Below are 19,953 nucleotides of genomic sequence, written 5' to 3'. Positions count from 1 at the left end.
ACCAGCGGCGTGGCTCTTTGCTACCTACTGCCGTTCCAAAACTCCATCAGACCTCGCCGGAGGCTGTGAGGACTTTTCTACTCACCACCGTAAGCAAAGTGCGTATGCACTCCAGGGCGCGAGCACCGCCTACGCATGGCTGCGCAGCCCCCGGCGGAGATGCGAGCCATCGTTGACTTTGCCCTCGCACATGGTCTAGCCGACAGCTCCAAAGTGCCGGGCCGTGCTAGCATCGAAGACCTCGCGAAAATACCGGAAGGAGCCTCGATGCGCACAGCAGCTCTCGGCCTTGCACTTGTCAGCGTCATCGGGATACTCGCTGCTCAGCAGCGAGGGCACGCCGAACAAGAGGTGGCCCAGCAATCGGACCAGGGGGTCACCAGTCGGGAATTCACGCTTTCTGCTGATCCCACAGTCAAAGTTCTTCACATCGCCTATATTCCCGTCACTTCCCGCCGAGAAACCCATCTCTCGCTATTCGGCGATGGCCGGTTCTTGGTGGAGACTACCGACCGGAAGGGGAATGTGCTGGAACAAGCATCAACGAATTTCTCCTTTGGTGAGACGCGAGCCCTCGTAGACCTTGCGCTCTCACATGGGTTAGCCGACAGCACCAGCGCAGAGATCATGGCGAAGGTCAAGGAAACGCTTCCTGCTGGAGAAGGTGGCGCTTCACTTCCAGACGATGCTGGCACGGTGATCATTGCCCTCGAACTTGAAGAATATGTCCACGGCAGTGAGCGGACGAGTCCATTCTCGACTCAAGTTGCACTCGGCGAACCCAAGATTCTCCACCTGATCGCTCCTTCCATTGACGAGGTCACGGGCTTTGTGAAGCTCTCGGAGCGACTTCTGCCGATTCGCAAACAACTGCTCGAAGGAGGCAGCAACTGATGCTCCGCGTAACGCTTACCTCACTGGCTGTTTTGGTGATGTTTTCAACCGCTTCGTTCGCTGGTACGTATGCCAGGGTTGACGCCCGTTCGGCGATTCCTCCTTCGGATCCAGACTTCATGCAGCCTTTTGCGATCGTTCACCCTCCCAACTACTCCGGAGGATTTCCCGGAGTTGTTCCGATAATGATTTGTGTTCGCCCCGAAGACCCCCAACTCGTTCCCGCTGTACAGATGGCGATTGAGACGTGGAACCGACTCGAGCCCATGACGGGCAACTGCGAGAACTGCACGCTATGGGAGGAACCCATCAGTCCAGGCACCACCCTCAACGCCTTCTCGACCGTTCTGCACGAGATGGGCCACTGCGCAATGGGACTTGGACATCCCGACCTTCGAGAGGCTACCCGCGCACCGATAGAAACGGCAACCGGCACATGTGATGTTGATGAGGATTCCGTGTGTGGAGAATCTACGAGCTTCACCAACTCGGGCAATGCCACTCAGATTGTCACGGTGAGTGGCATTCGCGGTAGTTCAGACAATGATCATCAGAATTCGTGCCCTGTGCTCGGCGACCCCCCGAAGGAAGCAATCAAGAACAGCTTGCCGCTTTCAGGGGACGATCTGGCAATTCGGGAAGCTGCCTGCGCACGGCTTGCAGCCTGTCCAGTCCCACCCAACTGTTGTCCCGCATGTCCTGGCCCGGACTGTCCTGCGATACCTTTGGAGACCATCGACTTCTCTTGGTATCGACTGGCCGACAACGATCCATTTGTAATCGATAGCACCGTGATTGATCGAACTACCTTCTCCCGACGTCGAGATCTCCTGCCCACAGGCCACAGCTACGCAGCCAACGCCAATCGTGGGCTTGCCGACTCACTCGGCGTACCCAACACGCAGAGTGTGATGTATTCGCTCCTCGATCCAGGGGCCAAGCGCAAAGCGCTTGCAGCCGACGATGTCAATATGGTCAAGATGGGGATGACCGGAGTTGATCGTGAGGCCGGAAACGAGGATGACTACACCATCGCTCTCGTTTTTGAGACAGAGTGTCTTGGTGCAACTATCGAGGTCAGCCTTACCGACAGATTTATCACTCTCCCTGAGCAGAACGGGATTTGCGCAGCGACGGTTCGAAAGTCGTTTTCCAACAGTGTGCACTACTCTCAGACACCCATCACCGGCCAAAGCAAGATTTTCATCGAATTGAACCCCTCCAACACCTGGGACTTTTCCGTCCCCCTGATCTTTCGAGGTCATTTCGAGACCGGTGACCTATCCGAGTGGAGCAACAGCAGCCAGGGTCCTTAGCGGACGCTTGCCCTTCCGGTTACCAGCCTTTCTCCAGCTCCCGATCTCCTTACCCTGAAGAGTCCGTAAGCAACGTGCGTAGGAACTCCATGGCGCGGGCACCGCTCTACGCATAGCTCCGCAGCCCCCGGCGGAGGCGTGCCACGAGGGCCTGGGTGAGGCGATCGGTGACGGCAGCTTGAGCGAGGAGGCGGATTGCGCGGGCCGCTTCGGCGGGGACTTCCTGCTGCTCGAAGACGCTGAGGGTTTCTCGCGCGAGAGTCTGCACCTGATTGAGGTGCCCGTGGTGCAGGTGCAGTTCGGCGAGATCGAGGGTGACCAGCGCGGCCTCTTGGGACAGAACACTCGTAAGAAACCCTTTGCGCGCTGCATCCAGGGCTGCTGTGGCTTTGTCGCGATCTCCTAGCCCGCTGTGAATCCTGCCCGCAAGCCAAAGCTCCAGCCGGAGGCTCTCTGGTGTACGGTGAGCCTTGTACAAGGCTTGATTGCCTTCGAGCGCCTCCTGGGCTGCTACGAACTGACCGGACAAGGCGAGGCAAAGCGCACGGTTGTGGCCGACCATCACCAATAGATGTTCCGCCTCACCCGTAGTGAGGGGAATCTGCGCGGCAGCTTCTAGCTGGGCCAGGGCGGGGCTGTACTCGCCGCGCCGCCGCAACTGAATCGCCTGCAAGAGGGCTACCCGCACCTGGCCGCCACTATCGCCGACGAACGAATAAATAGCTCCGGCGTGTGCGATTAGTTGAGCCCCACGCTCCAGGCGGCGCTGGTCTAGCCGGAGGGAGGCTTCGAGGCTCGCCAGGTCCGCGTGGGTGGCGAGGTTGCCCACCCTGGCCAGGCGCGGGTCGGCCCGCAGGTTCTTCCAAGCTTCGTCCGCCGCCGGCAGGTCCGAAGCCACCCGCAGGAGGTTGGCCCGCCGGGCCGCCAGGCGTAGGCTGAGAGCGGCTAGGAATTCCCGTGAGTACCCGGCCAGGCCTCGCAGCCGGGAAAGGTGCGCACCCGCGAGGTCCAGCCATTCGCCGGCTTCAGCCACGCTCGTCCCAAGGGCCTTGCGACTAGCCGCAAACAGGGCTTCCACCAGCACCGGAGAAGAGTCGCGGCTGCGGAGGCCCTGGATTTTCGACAGCCGTTCCTCCCAGGGCAGTTCCTCCAGTGCGGCCACTTGCTTGGCGGCGCGGCGGTGTTCGAAACGCAGGGTGGTATCTGCCGGTACTACCCCTTTGCTGACCGCTGCGAACATCCTGGGCCGCTCGCCGGCCACTCGCAATTGCTTGCGTGCCAAACGGGCCGCCGCCTCCAGATTTCGGGCGCAGTGCGGGCAGTGGCTACGTAGCGCGGCTGTCAGGGAGCCGAGCAAATCTGCGCTGGGCAGATCCTGCCGGGCCAGCACCTCCAGCAGGGCAGCGGTCCCGTGGGGCGTGTGATCCTGATGCGCCATTGCCCTGTATTGTACCTGCTCGCGCCCTTTCGGAAGCAAGCAATTGAAGGATCACGTCTCCTGCCGGCAGCGCCGCCGCCACCGACCGGTGGCACCCCCGTTCTAGCGGTCCGCAGCAGCAGCCGGCTCGGTAGCACTGCGGCTGCCGTTGGGGTCCAGGCCGGGCCCTGTTTCGCTGTTTTTGCCAGCCGGATCCGCATCCGGCCCGGCAGCGCCGCGATCACCTCCAAGGGGCTGTGCGGAGGGAATCCAGCCCGTCAGGCCGTGGTGCAGAGCTTGGAGCCAGCAGGCCCGCGGCGAGAAGAGAAGACCCTCCTCACACAACGGGGCCGCTGGCGCGGCGAGGGTGGCGGCGGGGGTGAATACCACCGCCAGGGTGAGGGTGGCGTGAATGATCTGTCGGCGCATGTGCGCATCCTCCTTCGGGAAGGGTGCGGGTGCGCCAACAGAAGGCCGGCGGCGCCCCCTCCCAAGAAGGTATGTACCGCATTCCGGCAAGGGCGAGACTCCTCGAAAGTCCCAAAAAGTTGGCGCTTTTTACCGCTTCCGGTAAGTGATGACCGGAATTGCCCCCAACGGTTCACTTCACGGGAAAAGCCTTCCCATTCCCCGATACGGTGCGGAATCCGCTACGGAGCGGGGCCTTGGAAACTAGCTGGCGGTGGGGGTGGGGCGGCGGGCGAGTTCCAAAGTACGGCGGAACTCGGTGAGCGATTCGAGCGTCAGTGACTCGGTGGATGCGGCCTCCAGGAAGAGGCGGAGGGCCCGGGCACTCTCCGGCGCAACGCTCTGCTCCTCAAAGGCTCGCAGCGTTTGTAGAGCTAGGCGTTTCACCTCGTAGGTGCGCCCCTGTGCCAAATAGACGCCTGCCAGGTCTAAGCTGGCGAGCGCCGCGCTATGAAACCGCCTTTGACCGATGAATTGGTTGCGCGCTTCTCCCACACAGCCTTCGGCTTCCTCCAAGCGGCCGCGTCCTAATGCGATTCGCCCGGCAAGCCAAAGCCGAAGTTGCTGCTGCTCCGCGCTCAATGTTTGCTGAGCGCCTTTGGGCAGCGCTGCAAGCTCCGCCTCGGCCTCAACAAACCTGCCGGTATCGCAAAGGCACAACGCCCGATTGTGAGCAATCGCCTCGTGCAGACGCGGCTGGTTTGCCGACTGGCTCCATTCCTTTGCCTTGCCAAGCGTATCGAGCGCCTTTTCCGGCTGGCCTTGCAACTGCTGCATAAGCGCCCGCTGCACCAGTACTTTCCCCACCCCCGGCGTAACGTCCGCCCGGCGGTAGGCCGCTTCGGCGCGGCGCAGCAGGTGCTCCGCTGCCGGAAACTGCCGCATGTCCTGCTGGAGGGAGGCTTCCAGGCTGTCCAGCTCGGCACACAGTTGGGGGTCCGTCAACGGCTGCTCTTCGAGGTGGGCGCGGAGGGTGGCCCACAGGGCTTCCGCGCCGCGCAGCTCGCCCAGCACCCGCAGGGCGTTGGCGCGGTGGGCTTGCACCCGGGCGGCGAGTTCTTCGCAGAGGGAGGCGCCGTACACCTCGGTCGCCAAGCGCTGCACCACGAGTTGGGCTTCGTCCAGCCGGCCCAGGGCACGGGCCGGCGTTTCAAAAAGGAGTTGGCGGGCTTCTTCCAGCAGCCGTTCGGCCACCAGCGGACTGCGGTACAGAGTGCGGGCGTTCTGGATTTTGGCCTGGCGCTCGGCGTCGGATAGGCCGTTGAGGCGGCTCATCTCGCGGGCCAGGCGGCGCTGGTCTTCCCGGAGCCTGGCTTCTTTGGCTTGGGTGGCTTGTTCGAGCCTACGGAAGGCTGCTGCGTACTGGCCACGCTCGGCTCTCGCCCGGCGGCGCTGGTACAAGGCCTGCGCTTTGCGGTGCTGTTCGCCGCACTCCGGGCAGAGGGCGTGCAGATGGTCGAGGCCCAATCTGAGCAGGTGGTCCGGGGAACGATTGCCCTCCAACACTTCGAGAATCTGAAATACCGTGATGTGGCCGCTCGGCATACGCTGTTCCTTCCTTGCGAAACTTTTCCTCCCTTGTACGCTCTTCACGATTTGTATCACACGCTGAAGCACGATGGAACACCGGTGCTGAAACACCCCGTCCGCGGCGCATCGCGGGGCCGGAGGCGAGGGTCACCACCGTAGTGTGGCCTATTCGCGCCTGCGTGCCGGTGGTTCGGCCAACTCCTTCTACGGCAATTCAGGCCCGCTTTTCCTAGGCTCGAATTACCGGATCCGGTAACTTACGGCCGAAAATTGGCCGGATGAACCGGCCGCCTCTAGGGTTTTCCCGTTGCGCAGACTGGACTGCCAGCGGAACGAAAGGAGCACCCCATGGCCCGCACGAACTCCAAGTCCTCCAGCCCGGCCGAAACCGCTATGACCGCAGCCAAGTACTTTCAGCATGTATGGGAGAACGGCCTCGCCGCCCTTCCCGGCCCCGTTGACCTGCCCGACTACCTGAAGCCGGAACGTATCCAAAAGAGCCTTGCGGCGAGTCTTGCGGAGCTGGCGGAGGTGCCACCCTCCAAGCGCGGTATCGGCGGCACGCAGGAAGTGGCCGAGGCACTGCCCTTCGAAACCCTGTTTCACCGGATCGATGACTTGCCGGGGTGGCACGTGGCGAACGAGAACCTGGCCGTGGTGAAGGGGTTCGTCTTTGCCGATTCGAATGCGGCAGTACAGGCCGCCGCCTTCATCGCCGGAGCCGTCCAGGCCTTCGGGATTCCGCCAGCCCTGACCCTCGCGCTCAACACCGTTTGGGTGGTGCTCCGGGATCCCTTGGCCGGAGGCGTGACGGAGGCCACCTTGGTCGCCGCGGAGCGGCTGAACGAGGGCTTGGCCCAGAGCGCGGCATGACGACGCCGAACAGCCACATCGGCGGCTCGGCCGTGCGGGCAACGGCCTTGTGCCAACTGGCAACCGACGCCGGCCGCGAAGCGCTGGCCGATGCCGCCGAGCGGCTGTTCGCAGCCGCACTTGAACTCCCGGAAACCCTGAGCTTCCAGCCCTCGGCCCGAGAGACTCTGGCGGCCGTTGTGGAAGATCTTCGGACGGCGGATGACAACTTGCGGAACCTCCCGGCGCGCACTGGCGAGGCCCACGGGCCAGCCCTCCGGGCGGCGGGCCAACTGGCATCCATCCTCATTCGGCAAGTTGTTGGAAGACTTTCCGACCTGCTGGACGATACCGACGAAGGTCCCCACGGGCCGAAGCACGGCCCCGCCCCGCTATGGGGCCCCAAGTCTAAGGAAGGAACGTAACGATGCCAGCGAAGATGGTGACCGATCGAGAGAAGTCCGCCCGCGCGGTGACCGCGGGGGCCGTTGCACCGCGGATCACCCATTCCGCTCCGCGGAGAGGCGGTTCGTGGAGTGCAAACCTTTGATACTTCCGGAGAAAGAGGATCCCCCATGCCAGGCAAAAGCACCGCCCCAACCAAAGCGCGCCCGGACCAAAGCACCGAGCCCGGGTTGGCTAACGCCTTCCATCCGGCGTTCCTCGAATGGCTCAACGCGTTTGATCTCCCCTCCACCAGCGGAGAAGCCGGGAGCCGGGGACCGTGGAAGGTGGAGATGGATCAGCCGGCAGGACGATTCGCCGTGCTACGGCAGGCCGAGAGCCTGGCAGGGGGCGACGAGGCGCGCTTCCTCCTCTACCACCGTCAAGATGCCCTCCTCGCGGCGGCAGCCTTGCCGGCGCTTGGAATTCGGGACACTTATTCGCTGGGTGGGCGGGCGGTGGCTTCGGCTGATCCCGCGCTCGCGGGCACCTTCCCGCTTCTCCGGGAGGGGGAACTTGCGGGGCATTGCCGCAACTTCGAAGGCGAACTGCTCGGCCATCTCCATGCGTTCCGGGCACTTTGTACCCACCCCGATGCCTTGGCCCACCTGTTGGAAGCTGCCGGGCATGAGGCGGTGCTGCGGGCGGGCAGGATTCTGGCGCGGCAGGTCGCTGGGCGGCGGATCTAGTTTCGGTTGGCCCTACCTCAGCCCCCCAAATACCCCAGCGCTTCGAGCTGCCGACGGGTTTCGGCGTCTTCTTCCGGCGGGGGCGCGTTGTCGTCGATGGGACGACCCGCATCGATCCAGGCCCGCAGGCGCTCGCGGAGCCAGTCCGCCTCGAAGGATCGATCTCCAGCGATGTTGGTGCGTTCCCCGGGGTCGGCCCTTAGATTGAAAAGGTATTCCGGCTCACGGCTGCGGCCGAGCCCCTCCCCCAGTCCCCAGCCCAAGCCCTGGCGGGGTGCCCAGATCAGTTTGTAGCGCTTTGTCCGGGCCGAGAAGATGCCGCCCGGCACGCTCGCCGCGGCGGCGAAGTGGACGGTCGGAAGGTCCGCCTCGAAAATCGTTGTCAGAGGCTCCCTGCGGGCCAGCTTGGACAGCGCCGCGTGCAGGTCCAGGGTGGTGGTGGGCCATTCGACCCTGCCCGGCGACAACCGGTCCGGCGCCCACAGGATGAGGGGGATATGGATCATCTCCTCGTACAGGGTGTAGCCGTGGAGAACGCCGCCGTGTTCAAACAGCTCCTCGCCGTGGTCGGAGGTCACCGCCACCAGCGTTTCATCCGGGGCGAAGCGCTCGCCGAGGCGAGCCAGGAGGCGGGCGATCTGGCCGTCGTTGTAGGCCAAGCCGGCGGCATAGAGTTCTTTCAGCCGCTCCTCATCCTCGTCGTCCGCGGTGCGTCGCCCGCGCTGAAGGTCGAGGAGGGTGCGGGTGGAACCGTCGATGGACGAGGCGGCCGACGGCGGGGACGGTCCTGGCGGTGCGTAGGGATTGTGCGGATGGAGGGTGTGAAGGTAAAGGAACACCGAGGCCTCTTCCGGCAGAGACTCCAGCCAGGCGAGGGCGCGGGCGTGGACCTCTTCGGCGCTGGCGTTGACGTCGCCGTTGGGATCCGTCTCGATCAGTTCGTGCGCCTCGAAGCCGCGCTCGATGCCGTAGGCGTCCGACACGTAGACGTTGCCGGAGAACAGGCCGGTGCGGAAACCTGCGGCGGCAAAGGCCTCGGCGAGGGTCGGGGGACCGTCCGCAGGGAGCTGCCAGCCGCCCCGGAAGCGCGGCGCGATGCCGGTCAAAAGCGCCTTGGTGGAGGGCAGAGTGTTGGGCGCGACGCTTTGGTGGTCTTGGAACACGAGCCCCTCTTCGGCCAGCCGATCGAGAGTCGGCGTGGCCCCGTCCCGCGCTCCCCAGGCGCCCAGCGCATCGGCCCGCAGCGCATCCAGCACATAGAGAACGACCAGCCGCGGCCGCCGCGGAGCGACGGGCTCCGGCATTCCGGGTGCAGTCGCCTCCTCGGCATCGTCCGCTAGCCCAGAATCCTCGACCAGCCGCAGGTGTTCCCAGCGACCCGGCGGGCCCTCGCCCGTCGCCCGCAGCCGGATCCGCAGCCAAGGGCGCGGGCTCGCGAGGTCCAGGCGAAACCGCCCTCCCTTTCCAAATCGCTTCTGCGCCGACCAGGTCCAGTGATCCACAAGTTTCTTGGAACCGTCTTCGACCCGGATCTCAAAACGCTGCCCGGCCTCTGGCTTCGACGGCGGCGTGAACCGACCGGTCAGCGCGACGAAGGACTCGTTTGGCCGCACCATTTCGACCATCGAGGATCCGGCCTGGATCAGCGCACCCTCCTCGAGGGTCACCTCGCCGGCCGGCGCCGATGGCCGCAGACCGGCGCCGGCCACGGTGACCTTCGGTGCATCCTCGAACCGCAGATCGACCGGCAACCGCCCGCGCGGCAGATCCTCCGGCAGTGGGATTTCCAGCCGCTCCCGGAGGGCAAAGGCGCCGAGGTCCCGTCCCGCCGCCTGCACCACCACCCGTCCGCCGGGGCTCACGCCGAGCAGGTCGAGCACCAAGCGCCGGCGCTTCTCCTCCAGGTGGACGAACTCGAGGCGCGCACCGTCCGGATTCGGATTGAGTCGCACCTGCCCGGCGCCGTCGCGCCACGGCCACCAGCCGGTGAGGAAGCGGTTCCCCTCCAGCGACGGCGGCTGGTCGAGGCGCTGCGCTTCGGTCAGAACGTCCGGCTGATGGAGATCGTCCAGCAGCGGCCGGCCGGTCAAATCCTGATCCGGCTCCAGCACAGGGGAACAGGCGCCGACGAGCAGCATCGCGGCACCGGCGAGCAGAACGGAGAGAGGGCCTCGGGAGGTCATGGCGGTCGATCCTATCCGCCTCTTCCCGGCCGTTGAGCATGAGACCTGCTCGGACGCTCCGACTGGTACACTGCGCGCCGGCCATGGCCCTGTTCCAACGCAAGAAATCCCCGCCCGCCACCTCCGGCGTCAAGCTTCACATCGGCAGTGGAAAACACCGCCTGGAGGGCTGGGTGAACGTGGACATCCAGGACATTCCGGGGGTCGACGTGGTGGCGGACGTCACCGATGGCCTGGACTTCAAGCATGTCCAGGCGGTCTACGCCGAGCATTTTCTGGAGCATCTGGAGATCGGCGACGCGATCGACTTTCTGCTGGAGTGCCGCCGCGTGCTCAGCGACGACGGCTGGCTGCGCCTTTCCACCCCCAACCTCGATTGGGTGTGGAGCACCCACCTACCGCCCCACCTGGAGGGCGAAGAAAAGCAGCTCGCCACCATCCGCGCCAACCGCGCCTTTTATGGCTGGCGGCACCGCTTCCTGTGGACCCGCGAGTTCCTCCACCGCGCCCTCGAAGCGTGCGGATTCGACGAGATCGCCTGGTTTCGCTACGGCGCAAGCGGCCGCGAGGTCTTCCAGGGCCTGGAGCGCCACGAAACCTACACCGACACCGAGGATCTCCCCCACGTCCTGGTGGTCGAAGCCCGGCGCGGCAAGGTGCGCAAGGCGGAACTCAAGGCCCTGCGGCAGACCCTCCAGGACGAGTTTTGGATGCACATGGCGGATTGAGGGGTGGCCTTTACGCGGATCCAAAACGGATGCATAATGGATACCGCTCAAAGGAGGTGACACTTGGCGACTCTCACCCTGAAGAATGTTCCGGAAGGCCTGGTCAAAAGCCTCAAGGTCGAGGCCAAAATCAATCGACGCAGCCTGAATCAAGAAACCCTAAAGCGCCTCGAAGACAGCCTGACGCCGCGAGGAAGAAGCGTCGAGGAAACCATCGCGTCTTTGAAACGGCTGCACGCCAGAATGGAAGGGATCGGCCCGATCACCGGTGAGTTCATCCAATCCGCCAAGGTGGATGGACGGCCTTGATCGTCGTCGATTCGAACATTCTGGGCTATGCCGTCATTGCGGGCGAATTCACAAACCAAAGCCTGAGAGCTAGGCGACGTGACCCGGCATGGGTTGCGCCGCCCCTATGGCGCTTCGAAGTGCGCAACATTCTGGCAACCACGATGCGAGTCGAGGGGCTTGCGCTGGAAACTGCTGCCGATGCGTTTGACGAGGCGCGGGACATGGTGCAAGAGGTCGAACACGGCTTGCCCAGCCGCCAGGTTCTGCTCCTCGCCCAGACCCTTAAGATCTCCGCCTACGACGCCGAATTCGTCACCCTCGCCGAGAAACTCGACCTGCCCCTCGTCACGGCTGACCGCCGCCTCGCAGGAGTGCATCCGGAACGGGTTCTTACGCTGGAGGAATTCGCCGCGGACCCAGGGATCTGATTTCGCCCGCGGCGGTTGACACCCTGCTCCGCCTATGGCATCCTCCCTCTTCCGCGGCGGCAAGGCTCGTCGCAGCGAAGTCGCAGTAAGGTGACGCGGGGTGGAGCAGTCTGGTAGCTCGTTGGGCTCATAACCCAAAGGTCGCAGGTTCAAATCCTGCCCCCGCAACCAACTTCGAAGTTCCCAAGGCCCGGCAAATGCCGGGCTTTTTTGCGTTCGGCGCTTCCAGTCGCGCCCTAGCCGTGCACCCTCGGCTCTTTGCCCCCGCGGCTCGACAGCTCTGCCTCGAACTCGAGCCAGCCCCGCCACCGATCTTGCAGCGTACCGCTGTCGATTTCGCGCTGCGCAAGGTCGAAGAACATCCGCCAGTGGCGCTTCTCCGCTGGGCCGAGATCCTTCAGCAGGCGCGCCACCGCGAACTCACGGTCATGGATTGCCGCGAGCAGGGTGGAAAAACGCTCGCAACTACGGGCCTCGATCAGAGCGCCGACCAGCAGGCGATCCACTTTCAGCAGGTCTTGATGCGTTGTGCCAATTCGCTGGCGCAGACCCTGGACCCATGGATTCGTTCGGCGATGGGAAATGCTGTGACCTCGTTGGCGCAGCAGCGAGTGGACCCGCCGCAGGTGCGAAACCTCTTCGGCAGCCAGGGCACCCATACGCTCCACCAGTTCGTTGTCCTCCGGGTAGTGACCGATCAGAGACAAACCGAAGAGGGCTGCCTGCTGCTCACAAACGGCATGATCGGCGAGGAACTCATCCAGGTGGTCAGCGGCCAGTTCGGCCCAACTGCCGGGAGTCTCCACCAGCAAAGGCAACTCGGCACGGATGGCTGCAAGATCGATCATCGCCGCCGATGATACCGGGACCGGTGGCACCCGTCCCGGAGTCTTGACGCCACCCTCTATCATGTAATATTTTTATTACATGAAGCCCGAACGCCAAGACAAGATCTTCCACGCACTGGCTCACGCGGCCCGCCGTCGGATTCTGGACATCGTTCTCGCCAGTCCGGGATGCAACGTCAACAGCGTGTGCGAGCACTTCGAGATGAGCCGTATCGCCGTAATGGGCCACATCAACGTGCTCGAACGATCGGGGCTTCTCGTCTCCGAGCGCCGCTGGCGGGATCGCTGCCTGTTCTTCAATGCGGTTCCTCTGCAACTCATCAACGAGCGCTGGACGTCGAAGTACAGCGCCCTCTGGGCTGCCGCACTCACCGATATCAAGCACCGGGTAGAAGAGAAGGAGGACCTTCCAAATGCCAGCTGATCAAAATCGCGCCATCTTCGAGGTCCTCATCCGAGGGCGAATCGAGGAGGTATGGAAGGAACTGACCCGCACCGATCGCCCTCAAAGAGCCATCTTCAACTCGGTTCTCCATACCGATCGCGTAGGCGTTGGAGGACAGGTGCGGATGCGAACTCCGAGCGGCAAGTACACCGGCGTGGTAGGGCGCTACCTGGAGGTTGACGAGCCGAACCTGTTGGTGCACACGATGCGGTTCACCTCGAGCGACGACCCCGAATGCACGATTCGCTACAGCCTCGCGGAAGTGGCCGAAGGTGTGCGCCTGCGTCTGGTGGTTGACGACCTACCGCTGGGCACCAAGTCCGAGAAGAACCTCCGGCAGGGCGGTGCTTTCATCGCTCGCAATCTGAAAGCGATCATCGAGACCGGAAGGCCCACCCTCGGAGCCCTTCTGCTGTTCCTTATGTTTCGTCTCATGGAGCCCTTCAGCCCGAAGCGTTCGCGCAGCGAGCTGTGGCCCATCGAGTCGTAGTCGCGATATCCATTCACAACTGTCAGGAGTCATTCCATGATCCATTGCTTCACATCCAGCTGCGGTTCCTGCCTCCGAACCCTCGCCTGCCTGGCGACGCTCCTCGTGGCTGCTTCGGCGGCGGCCGCCGAATGCGGTGTGAAACCCGTCTTGCACCATTCGATCGACGGGGTCGAGAGCGTCGAACGTTCGGTCGAAGTCGACTCCACGCTAAGCAAGGTGTGGGCGGCAATCGCCAGTACCGATGGTTTGCAAGCTTGGTTTGGAGCGGAAGCGAAGGTGGAACCCACGATCGGCGGTGCCTACGAGATCTATTTCTGGCCGAAGAACCCGATCGGCCAGCGAGGAATCGAGGGCACGACGATCCTGTCCTTGGTGCCGGAGAACATCCTCAGCTTCCAGGGCAGCGCTCCCCCCGACTTTCCAAAGATCCGCCAGAAGAACGTGGCCTGGACTACCTACAGCCTGCGAGAGCTCCCTGCCGGCGGAGTAGAGATCACCCAATTCGGCTCTTGGCCGACCTTCGGCGAACTGTGGGAGGAAGACTTCCGCGCCTGGGTCGACGAGGCGCTGAGAATCGGGCTGGGGCGCTTGGCCAACTATCTCGACCCGGACTCCAGCTGTGAGACCGTAGCGTCTTCCGCATCGCCTGGCGGCTGGGCGGAGTCTCTTCTTGAGGACCCGAGCCGACAACTCCCCGGCTCGGGTCTTTCGCGACAAACTACCTATGATCTAACGCTTACCCGCCAGCAGCTCGTCGGCCAAGTGCTCAGCGCCCGGGTAGACCTCTTCCAGGGTCTCCAGGATGCCCGCCGAGTGGACGGAGGTGGAGCGCGCCTGGGTGGAGGAGTAGACGAAGCGATTGGGCAGGGAGTATAGGTTGCCGTCGAAGATGATGCCGACGAAGCGGCCCTCGCGGTCAATCAACGGGCTGCCGGAGTTGCCGCCGATGATGTCGTGGGTAGAGACGAGGTTGAGGCGGGTGGACATGTCCACCTTGTCCTTGGCCGCCGCCAGCGCCGTGGGTAGGTCGTAGGGTGGCTCGTTGTCGAACTTCTCGGCGCGCTCGAAGAGGCCGCCGAAGGTGGTCACCCAGGGGATTTGCTCGCCGTTTTCCTCGTACCCCTTCACCTGGCCGTAGGAGATGCGCAGGGTGAAGGTGGCGTCCGGATAGGTGTCCTTGCCGTGGACTTCGAAGTAGGTGTCGGCGATCTTCTCGCCGGCCCGCGAGCCGATAGCATCCACCTCGTCTTCGGTTTTCTTGCGCATCGCCCGCGCCGCGTCGTCGATCTTCAGGGCGAATTGGATCATCGGATCCTTCGAGGCCTTCACGGCCTCCACGCCACCTTCGACCAACGTCTTGCGCACTTCGACAGCCGCTAGCTGGGTGCCTTCCACCAACCGCTTCGCGAGCTGATCAGGGGTTTCTTCCCCGAAGACCGCCTGCACCAGCGGATGGGTCGGGCCGTACTGTGCCTTGAAGTAGCGCAGCGCCATCTCCAAACGAAACTGCTCGTACTCCGGATAGATCGGCGCCGACGAGTAGAGGCGCTGGTACACGGAGGGCAGGGCCGACTCGCGAAACTCCCGCAGCCGTTCGGTGTTCGGCTTGCCGATTTCCTCCGTCAGACGCACGATGCGGCGGGCCAGGCTCGCCAGGGTGGGGCCGGCCAAGCCGCCGAGGGCGGTGGCGCGAGGATTGAGGGTGCGACTGGTGGCGATGGCCTTCTCCAAGTCTCCCCAGGGATCCCCGACGCGCTCCGTCAGCTCCGAGTCGGCGGCGACTTTCTCCCTCAGAAGTTTCTCGTCCGCCACCTTGCGAGCCATCAGCTCCTCATCGAGCAGACCGGAAAGATAGCCGGAGATCGCCTTGATGCCGTTCTCGATGCTGAGGAGGTCGTCCTCGACGATGCGCTGCTGCTCTTCGCCGCGAGCGGCGAAGGTGTACATGGCGTCACGCAGGTAGAGCAGCCGCAGCAGGGTGTTGGGATAGCTCTCGTCGCGCAGGTACTCGAGCTGTGCGACGGAGTTGAGTCGGCCGGTGGAGCCGGGGTTGCCGGCGACGAAGGTCACCTCGCCTTCGTCGGGGCCGGTGGGATCGAACGTTAGGTAGTGCTCCACCGCGGCCGGCGCGCCGTCTTCGTACACCCGGAAGAGGGCAAAGTCCATCGAAAACCGCGGGTAGTCGAAGTTGTCCGGATCGCCACCGTAGAAGCCGAACTGGGCCTCCGGCGCGAAGGCCAGGCGGACGTCCGTGTAGCGGCGGTAGCGGTAAAGGTCATATTCGCCTCCGCGGTACAGGGTGATCACATCGCAGCGCAGGCCCGTTTCGTCCTTGCACTCCTGCTCGATCTCAGTCAACTCCTGGCGCCGCGCTTCACCGCTGGCGGCGGCGTCCATCTCGCTGGAGACGGCACCGCGCACCCGCTCCGTCACCCGCTCGATGGAGTCGAGGACGTTCAGTTCAAGGTCCGGACAGACCGTCTCGTCTTCCAGGGTGCGGGCGACGAAACCGTTGCCCACGTAGTCGTTCTCGGCCGAGGAGAGCTTCTGGATGCAGTCCAGGCCGACGTGGTGGTTGGTGATCACCAGGCCGTTCGCCGACACAAAGGAGGCCGAGCCGCCGGAGTTGAATCGCACCGCCGACTGGCGCACGTGATCCAGCCACTCATCGCTCGGCGCGAAGCCGTATTCCGCCTCGAAGCGCTCCGCCGGGAATCCGTTCAAGGTCCACATACCCTCGTCGGCGGTCACCGAACCGCTGGCGAGTGCCGCCGCCAGGACGACGAGGGTCAAACAGAAGTTCCTTCCACGGTTCATTTGCATGACTACATCTCCTAGTAAGAATTGGGGTCGCCTGTTGATTGTGTCATTCGCTCTGCTCTAGTCAGGTCGGGACGATCGGATCGGGCTCGGAGGTGGCGGGCGGCGCCTCCCCTTCGGCGGCCTCCTCGGCTCGGCGCTCCGGCTGGATCACCTTGCCGGCGAAGATGCCGACCAGCACCACCAGACTCGCCGCCACCCAGAAAGGGCTGCGGATGCCGGTGTGCTGGAACAGCAGCCCCGCCCAGGAGGGCCCCAGCCAGCGGGCAATGCCGCCAAAGGTTTGCTGCACCCCCAGGATCTGTCCGATCTGCCGTCGGCTGCCGCGGCTCGAGACCATCGAGGTGGTGGCCGGAAACAGAAAGGCCGTGCCCACCGGCACGAAGATCACCGCGATCGCCAGCCCCCACAAACTGGCCGGCAGGGGGATGGCCGCCAGTCCGAGGGCCAAGGAAACGAGCCCCAAGCGCATGGTGCGCACTTCCCCCAGGCGATCGATCACCGGACCCAGAATCAACGCCCTCATGATCAGCGAAAGGGCACCGACATAGACGTAGAACCAGCCGATGTTCTCTTCGGAGACGCCGAATACCGCCTCCAGATAAAGCGCCAAAACACCGTTCATCGACATGAACGCCATCATGCTGATGGCGTAGAGCCAGATCAGGGCCGAGACCGAACCGGTCGGACGGCGCATCACCTCCCACAGGCTGCTCCAAATAGCGGCCTTGGGCTCGACCGACTGCGGTCCATCGTCGGAATCTGCCGACTCGCGCGGCGGCTCCGGCAGCCAGCGGGCGGCAAAGGCCAGATTCAACAGGCAAAGGCCGGCCGCCACGAAACCCGGCGCGGTCTCGCCAAAGCGCACCGCGAAGGAGGCCACCGCCGGACCGATCATCACGCCGGCACTGGTCGCGGCGGTCACCCAGCCGAGAGCCTTGGAACGCTGGCCCGGCGACACGGAGTCGGTGACGTAGGCCTGGATCACCCCAATGGTGCCGCCGGCGGCGCCCTGCACCAGACGGGAGACCATCAGCATCCAGCAGGACTGGGCGAGGGCGAAGAGAATGAAGGCGCCGGCCGAAGCCGCCAGGCCGAGCAGAATCACCGGCCGCCGGCCCCAGCGGTCGGACAGCCGGCCCCAGCCGGGCGCCGTGACCAACTGCATGAAGGCATAAGCGCCAACCAGGTACCCCACCATCGCCGGATCCGCACCGAATCGCTTGGCGTAGAAGGGCAAGAGCGGCAGGACGATGAGAAACCCCATCATGTCCACGAAGCCGGTGACCATGATCACCCAGAGCTGCGAGAACATCACGCCCTTGCCCGACGGCGAGACGGCCATCAGGCCACTTCCTTCCGACCCCACAGAACGAAGGCGGCGGTGCCGGCGATCATCAACAGCACGCCGTAGACACCGGCCACGCCGAGTTCACGCAGCCGCAGGCTGGAGAGGATCTCGATGGAGATGGGCCGCGTTTCGTAGGTGTAGAGGACGATCGAGGTGACGAAATCGCCCAGGCCGGTAATGAAGGCCAAGCTGGCGCCGGCGGCCAGCGCCGGCCGCACCAAGGGCAGGGTCACCCGTCGCAGGGTGCGCCAGCGGCCGGCACCGAGGGAAGCCGAGGCCTCTTCCAGGGCGCCGTCGAGCTGCCCCAGGCCGGCCAGCGCCGCGCGACCGGTCATCGGCAGGTTTCGCACCAGGTACGCCAGCGGCAGGATCCACGGCGTGCCGATCAGCACGAACCGCCCCACCGCCGGCTGATGGACGCTGAAGGTCGTCGCCAGGGCGACAGCGAAAACGGTGCCGGGGATGGCCCAAGGCAAGGCGATCGCCCCTTCCAGGAGCTTGCCGAGGGCACCCCTCTTGACCAGAGCCATGCGCGCCGCCAGGAACCCCAGGATCACCGCCACCAGCGCCGCCGCCAGAGCCATCCACAACGAGTTCCACACCGCCACCAAACGCTCCGGCTGGGACGCCAGGATCTGGTAGTTCTCGAAGTTGAGCACCGGCGGCCAGGCCTCCGTCGTCCAGGTGCCGGAGGGCACCAGGGAGATCAAAATCAAGGTGGCGTGGGGCAACAGCATCAGGCCGGCGAAGAAGTAACCGGCCACCGCCAGGGCAATGCGGGTTGCCGGCCGCCGAAAGGTCCGCCGCGCCGGAGCGATCCCCCGCACCGCGCCCTCCACCGCCGCCGGCGGGCTGAGCTTCTGCATCAACCACAGGGCGAGCAAGGCCATCGCCGCCAGGGCCACCGTCTCGACATGGGCCATGCGGTCTTCGCCATTGAGCTTGGAGAAGACGATCTGGGTGGTCATCACCCGGAAACCGCCGCCGAAAATGTAGGGCGCCGAGAACGAAGCCAGGGAGGTCATGAAGGTCAGCAGCGCGGCACCGGCGAGGGACGGCGCCAGGAGCGGCAGGGTCACCCGGCGCAGGGTGCTCCAGGAACCGGCGCCGAGGGAAGCCGCCGCCTCGGAAAGGGCGCCGTCGAGGCGGGCGAGACCGGCACGGGTGAAGAGATAGAAGTACACGTACATCGAGTACGCATGAACGAGCAGAATGGCCCCGGGGCCGTTCAGGCGCCAGGGCGCATGGTCCAGGGAAAGCACCGTCTGGACGGCGCGGGAGATGAAGCCGCTTTCGCCATAGAGGAACAAGAAGGCGATCACCCCGACCAGCGGCGGCAGGGCCACCGGCAGGGCGATGAGCGCGCCCAGCAGTTGCCGGCCGGGAAACTCCGTGCGCTCGAAGAGGAATCCCAGGGGGATCCCGATCGCCGCCGCCAGGCCGACGGACGCCAGGGAGATCCACAGGCTGCGCCACAAGGCTTGCCACTCATCCGGCCGCCGAAAGAGGTCGGCGAAGGGGGCAAGGCCCCAGCTCTCCGCCCCCAAGCCGAGGGCCTGGAGGAGGGTCATCAACAACGGATAGCCGACCAGCCAAGTGAGGCCGGCCAGCAGCAGCCAGGGCAGCCCGCGGCGTAGAAGGGTCAAGGCGAAATCCGCCGCTGGGGAAAGACGCGCGGTACCAAGCCGTCCGGACGGAGTTCCACGCGCACTGCGTCGCCTTGCTTTGCGGCATCCGCGGGAGCGAGGACTTCGAGTTCCGGCCGGGCGGCCTCGGACCCGCCCCGTTCCAGAGCGACCCGGTAGTAGGTCAACGGACCCATGAATTTGCGATCGACCACCTCGCCGGCAAGGGTGGACTCCGCGGGATCGGCAGAAGAGGAGGGCATGGAGGAAAGCGCGAGAGACTCCGGCCGAACGACCCAATCGACCGTTTCGCCGTCCCGGACGGTCTCGCCGTCCGCCAGATCGCCGCGCCACAGGACGTTCGGCGCCAACCGCACGCCTCCCGGCGCCCACTCGCCGGCGAGCACCGAAGCGTGACCCACGAAGGTGGCGACGAAGGGAGTCGCCGGGCGGCCGTAGAGCACCTCCGGCGGGCCCACCTGTTCGAGCAGCCCCTGGTGCAGCACCGCCACCCGATCGCCCAGGTCGAAGGCCTCTTCCTGTTCGTGGGTCACCAGCACGGTGGTGATGCCGATTTCGCGAATCGCTTCGGCCAATTCCCGGCGGGTGCGCTCGCGGAGCATCGGATCGAGGTTCGACAGCGGCTCGTCGAGCAGCAGAAGCTTGGGATCCGGCGCCAGGGCCCGCGCCAGAGCCACCCGCTGCTGCTGGCCGCCGGAGATCTCCCCCACCCGCCGTCCCTCGAAGCCGACCAGGTCCACTAGATCGAGCATGCGGGCGATGCGCTCCCGGCGCTCCGCCGCCGGAAAGTCCCGTGCCTCCAGCCCGAAGGCGACGTTTTCGCCGACGGTGAGGTGGGGAAACAGCGCATAGTGCTGGAACACCATGCCGAAGCGCCGCCGCGCCGGCGACTGACCGGCAACGTCCTCGCCGCCCACCACGATCTCGCCGGAGTCCGGCGTTTCGAAGCCGGCCAAGAGGCGCAGCAGGGTGGTCTTGCCGCTACCGCTCGGACCGAGGAGAGCGAGGATCTCCCCTTCGCTCACCTCGAGCGAAAGATCGCGGATTACGTGCTGGTCGCCAAACCGCTTGTTCAGCCGGTCGAGGGCGAGAAATGACGAGGCCATGACG

At 64.8% G+C, this 19,953-nt stretch carries 19 protein-coding genes, 1 tRNA gene and 1 pseudogene; 12 read left to right on the top strand and 9 right to left on the bottom strand.

From position 1 onward, the window contains the following. Positions 1-267 precede the first annotated feature (267 nt). Both AAF481_04795 and AAF481_04790 read left to right on the top strand, forming a co-directional pair. Positions 268-894: a hypothetical protein gene (locus tag AAF481_04795; GenBank protein ID MEM7480467.1), complete on the top strand. Its 627-nt coding sequence runs from the start codon at positions 268-270 to the stop codon at positions 892-894. After that, a complete protein-coding gene (locus AAF481_04790; GenBank protein ID MEM7480466.1) occupies positions 894-2,210 on the top strand; it encodes a hypothetical protein in 1,317 nt (438 codons plus the stop codon). The genes AAF481_04795 and AAF481_04790 overlap by 1 nt, the downstream gene beginning before the upstream one ends. Before the next feature lie 106 nt (positions 2,211-2,316). On the opposite strand, the gene AAF481_04785 is transcribed toward AAF481_04790, so the two are convergent. The 3 genes from AAF481_04785 to AAF481_04775 all read right to left on the bottom strand — a co-directional run bounded on the left by AAF481_04785 (position 2,317) and on the right by AAF481_04775 (position 5,640). Beyond that, a complete protein-coding gene (locus AAF481_04785) occupies positions 2,317-3,648 on the bottom strand; it encodes a hypothetical protein (GenBank protein ID MEM7480465.1) in 1,332 nt (443 codons plus the stop codon). Positions 3,649-3,750: 102 nt separating this feature from the next. Next, positions 3,751-4,056 (bottom strand): hypothetical protein, encoded by a 306-nt coding sequence (locus AAF481_04780; protein ID MEM7480464.1) that lies wholly within the window; start codon positions 4,054-4,056, stop codon positions 3,751-3,753. Positions 4,057-4,299: 243 nt separating this feature from the next. Then, positions 4,300-5,640 carry a hypothetical protein gene (locus AAF481_04775; protein ID MEM7480463.1) on the bottom strand — a complete coding sequence of 447 codons (1,341 nt, stop codon included), beginning with the start codon at positions 5,638-5,640 and terminating at the stop codon, positions 4,300-4,302. Between the two features lie 333 nt (positions 5,641-5,973). Between AAF481_04775 and AAF481_04770 the strand changes: the two genes are divergently transcribed. The 3 genes from AAF481_04770 (at position 5,974) to AAF481_04760 (ending at position 7,610) form a co-directional block, all read left to right on the top strand. Next, positions 5,974-6,498 (top strand): hypothetical protein, encoded by a 525-nt coding sequence (locus tag AAF481_04770; GenBank protein MEM7480462.1) that lies wholly within the window; start codon positions 5,974-5,976, stop codon positions 6,496-6,498. Further along, complete coding sequence (locus tag AAF481_04765) at positions 6,495-6,902, top strand: hypothetical protein (protein ID MEM7480461.1); 408 nt, start codon at positions 6,495-6,497, stop codon at positions 6,900-6,902. The genes AAF481_04770 and AAF481_04765 overlap by 4 nt, the downstream gene beginning before the upstream one ends. A gap of 150 nt (positions 6,903-7,052) precedes the next feature. After that, positions 7,053-7,610: a hypothetical protein gene (locus tag AAF481_04760; protein ID MEM7480460.1), complete on the top strand. Its 558-nt coding sequence runs from the start codon at positions 7,053-7,055 to the stop codon at positions 7,608-7,610. 17 nt (positions 7,611-7,627) lie between these two features. Here AAF481_04760 and AAF481_04755 read toward each other — a convergent pair whose 3' ends face one another. Then, positions 7,628-9,793 carry a sulfatase gene (locus tag AAF481_04755; GenBank protein ID MEM7480459.1) on the bottom strand — a complete coding sequence of 722 codons (2,166 nt, stop codon included), beginning with the start codon at positions 9,791-9,793 and terminating at the stop codon, positions 7,628-7,630. 83 nt (positions 9,794-9,876) lie between these two features. Here AAF481_04755 and AAF481_04750 point away from each other — a divergent pair, with 83 nt between their 5' ends. The 4 genes from AAF481_04750 to AAF481_04735 all read left to right on the top strand — a co-directional run bounded on the left by AAF481_04750 (position 9,877) and on the right by AAF481_04735 (position 11,411). Continuing rightward, entirely contained in the window at positions 9,877-10,521 is a 645-nt protein-coding gene (locus tag AAF481_04750) for a methyltransferase domain-containing protein (protein ID MEM7480458.1), read from the top strand. A gap of 63 nt (positions 10,522-10,584) precedes the next feature. Further along, a complete protein-coding gene (locus tag AAF481_04745) occupies positions 10,585-10,830 on the top strand; it encodes an Arc family DNA-binding protein (protein ID MEM7480457.1) in 246 nt (81 codons plus the stop codon). Further along, complete coding sequence (locus tag AAF481_04740; protein MEM7480456.1) at positions 10,827-11,240, top strand: type II toxin-antitoxin system VapC family toxin; 414 nt, start codon at positions 10,827-10,829, stop codon at positions 11,238-11,240. The genes AAF481_04745 and AAF481_04740 overlap by 4 nt, the downstream gene beginning before the upstream one ends. 94 nt (positions 11,241-11,334) lie before the next feature. Continuing rightward, positions 11,335-11,411, top strand: a tRNA-Met gene (locus tag AAF481_04735). A gap of 65 nt (positions 11,412-11,476) precedes the next feature. Here the strand turns inward: AAF481_04735 and miaE are convergent. Then, positions 11,477-12,088 (bottom strand): tRNA isopentenyl-2-thiomethyl-A-37 hydroxylase MiaE, encoded by a 612-nt coding sequence (miaE, locus tag AAF481_04730; GenBank protein ID MEM7480455.1) that lies wholly within the window; start codon positions 12,086-12,088, stop codon positions 11,477-11,479. A gap of 79 nt (positions 12,089-12,167) precedes the next feature. Between miaE and AAF481_04725 the strand changes: the two genes are divergently transcribed. The 3 genes and pseudogenes from AAF481_04725 (at position 12,168) to AAF481_04715 (ending at position 13,497) form a co-directional block, all read left to right on the top strand. Further along, positions 12,168-12,512: a transcriptional regulator gene (locus AAF481_04725; GenBank protein MEM7480454.1), complete on the top strand. Its 345-nt coding sequence runs from the start codon at positions 12,168-12,170 to the stop codon at positions 12,510-12,512. After that, positions 12,502-13,023 carry an SRPBCC domain-containing protein gene (locus AAF481_04720; protein ID MEM7480453.1) on the top strand — a complete coding sequence of 174 codons (522 nt, stop codon included), beginning with the start codon at positions 12,502-12,504 and terminating at the stop codon, positions 13,021-13,023. Before AAF481_04725 ends, AAF481_04720 begins: the two co-directional genes overlap by 11 nt. 36 nt (positions 13,024-13,059) lie before the next feature. Beyond that, positions 13,060-13,497, top strand: a pseudogene (locus AAF481_04715) (SRPBCC domain-containing protein). 258 nt (positions 13,498-13,755) lie between these two features. On the opposite strand, the gene AAF481_04710 reads toward AAF481_04715, so the two are convergent. The 4 genes from AAF481_04710 to AAF481_04695 form a co-directional block, all read right to left on the bottom strand. Continuing rightward, entirely contained in the window at positions 13,756-15,843 is a 2,088-nt protein-coding gene (locus AAF481_04710; protein ID MEM7480452.1) for a S46 family peptidase, read from the bottom strand. Positions 15,844-15,910: 67 nt separating this feature from the next. Then, positions 15,911-17,191, bottom strand: a complete 1,281-nt coding sequence (locus tag AAF481_04705; GenBank protein ID MEM7480451.1) for an MFS transporter — start codon at positions 17,189-17,191, stop codon at positions 15,911-15,913. After that, positions 17,191-18,843 carry an iron ABC transporter permease gene (locus AAF481_04700; GenBank protein ID MEM7480450.1) on the bottom strand — a complete coding sequence of 551 codons (1,653 nt, stop codon included), beginning with the start codon at positions 18,841-18,843 and terminating at the stop codon, positions 17,191-17,193. Before AAF481_04700 ends, AAF481_04705 begins: the two co-directional genes overlap by 1 nt. Further along, positions 18,840-19,949, bottom strand: a complete 1,110-nt coding sequence (locus AAF481_04695) for an ABC transporter ATP-binding protein (protein MEM7480449.1) — start codon at positions 19,947-19,949, stop codon at positions 18,840-18,842. Before AAF481_04695 ends, AAF481_04700 begins: the two co-directional genes overlap by 4 nt. Positions 19,950-19,953 lie beyond the last annotated feature (4 nt).

The organism is Acidobacteriota bacterium, assembly GCA_039030395.1.
Lineage (GTDB): Bacteria > Acidobacteriota > Thermoanaerobaculia > Multivoradales > JBCCEF01 > JBCCEF01.
The sequence above is the reverse complement of the archived record's forward strand: the minus strand, read 5'-3'. Positions and strand labels throughout refer to the sequence as shown.

Excerpts from the sequence above, each read along its gene's own strand:
- AAF481_04795 (MEM7480467.1), top strand. The coding sequence starts at position 268 with ATGCGCACAGCAGCTCTCGGCCTTGCACTTGTCAGCGTCATCGGGATA.
- AAF481_04790 (MEM7480466.1), top strand. The coding sequence starts at position 894 with ATGCTCCGCGTAACGCTTACCTCACTGGCTGTTTTGGTGATGTTTTCA.
- AAF481_04785 (MEM7480465.1), bottom strand. The coding sequence starts at position 3,648 with ATGGCGCATCAGGATCACACGCCCCACGGGACCGCTGCCCTGCTGGAG.
- AAF481_04780 (MEM7480464.1), bottom strand. The coding sequence starts at position 4,056 with ATGCGCCGACAGATCATTCACGCCACCCTCACCCTGGCGGTGGTATTC.
- AAF481_04775 (MEM7480463.1), bottom strand. The coding sequence starts at position 5,640 with ATGCCGAGCGGCCACATCACGGTATTTCAGATTCTCGAAGTGTTGGAG.
- AAF481_04770 (MEM7480462.1), top strand. The coding sequence starts at position 5,974 with ATGGCCCGCACGAACTCCAAGTCCTCCAGCCCGGCCGAAACCGCTATG.
- AAF481_04765 (MEM7480461.1), top strand. The coding sequence starts at position 6,495 with ATGACGACGCCGAACAGCCACATCGGCGGCTCGGCCGTGCGGGCAACG.
- AAF481_04760 (MEM7480460.1), top strand. The coding sequence starts at position 7,053 with ATGCCAGGCAAAAGCACCGCCCCAACCAAAGCGCGCCCGGACCAAAGC.
- AAF481_04755 (MEM7480459.1), bottom strand. The coding sequence starts at position 9,793 with ATGACCTCCCGAGGCCCTCTCTCCGTTCTGCTCGCCGGTGCCGCGATG.
- AAF481_04750 (MEM7480458.1), top strand. The coding sequence starts at position 9,877 with ATGGCCCTGTTCCAACGCAAGAAATCCCCGCCCGCCACCTCCGGCGTC.
- miaE (MEM7480455.1), bottom strand. The coding sequence starts at position 12,088 with ATGATCGATCTTGCAGCCATCCGTGCCGAGTTGCCTTTGCTGGTGGAG.
- AAF481_04725 (MEM7480454.1), top strand. The coding sequence starts at position 12,168 with ATGAAGCCCGAACGCCAAGACAAGATCTTCCACGCACTGGCTCACGCG.
- AAF481_04720 (MEM7480453.1), top strand. The coding sequence starts at position 12,502 with ATGCCAGCTGATCAAAATCGCGCCATCTTCGAGGTCCTCATCCGAGGG.
- AAF481_04710 (MEM7480452.1), bottom strand. The coding sequence starts at position 15,843 with ATGAACCGTGGAAGGAACTTCTGTTTGACCCTCGTCGTCCTGGCGGCG.
- AAF481_04705 (MEM7480451.1), bottom strand. The coding sequence starts at position 17,191 with ATGGCCGTCTCGCCGTCGGGCAAGGGCGTGATGTTCTCGCAGCTCTGG.
- AAF481_04695 (MEM7480449.1), bottom strand. The coding sequence starts at position 19,949 with ATGGCCTCGTCATTTCTCGCCCTCGACCGGCTGAACAAGCGGTTTGGC.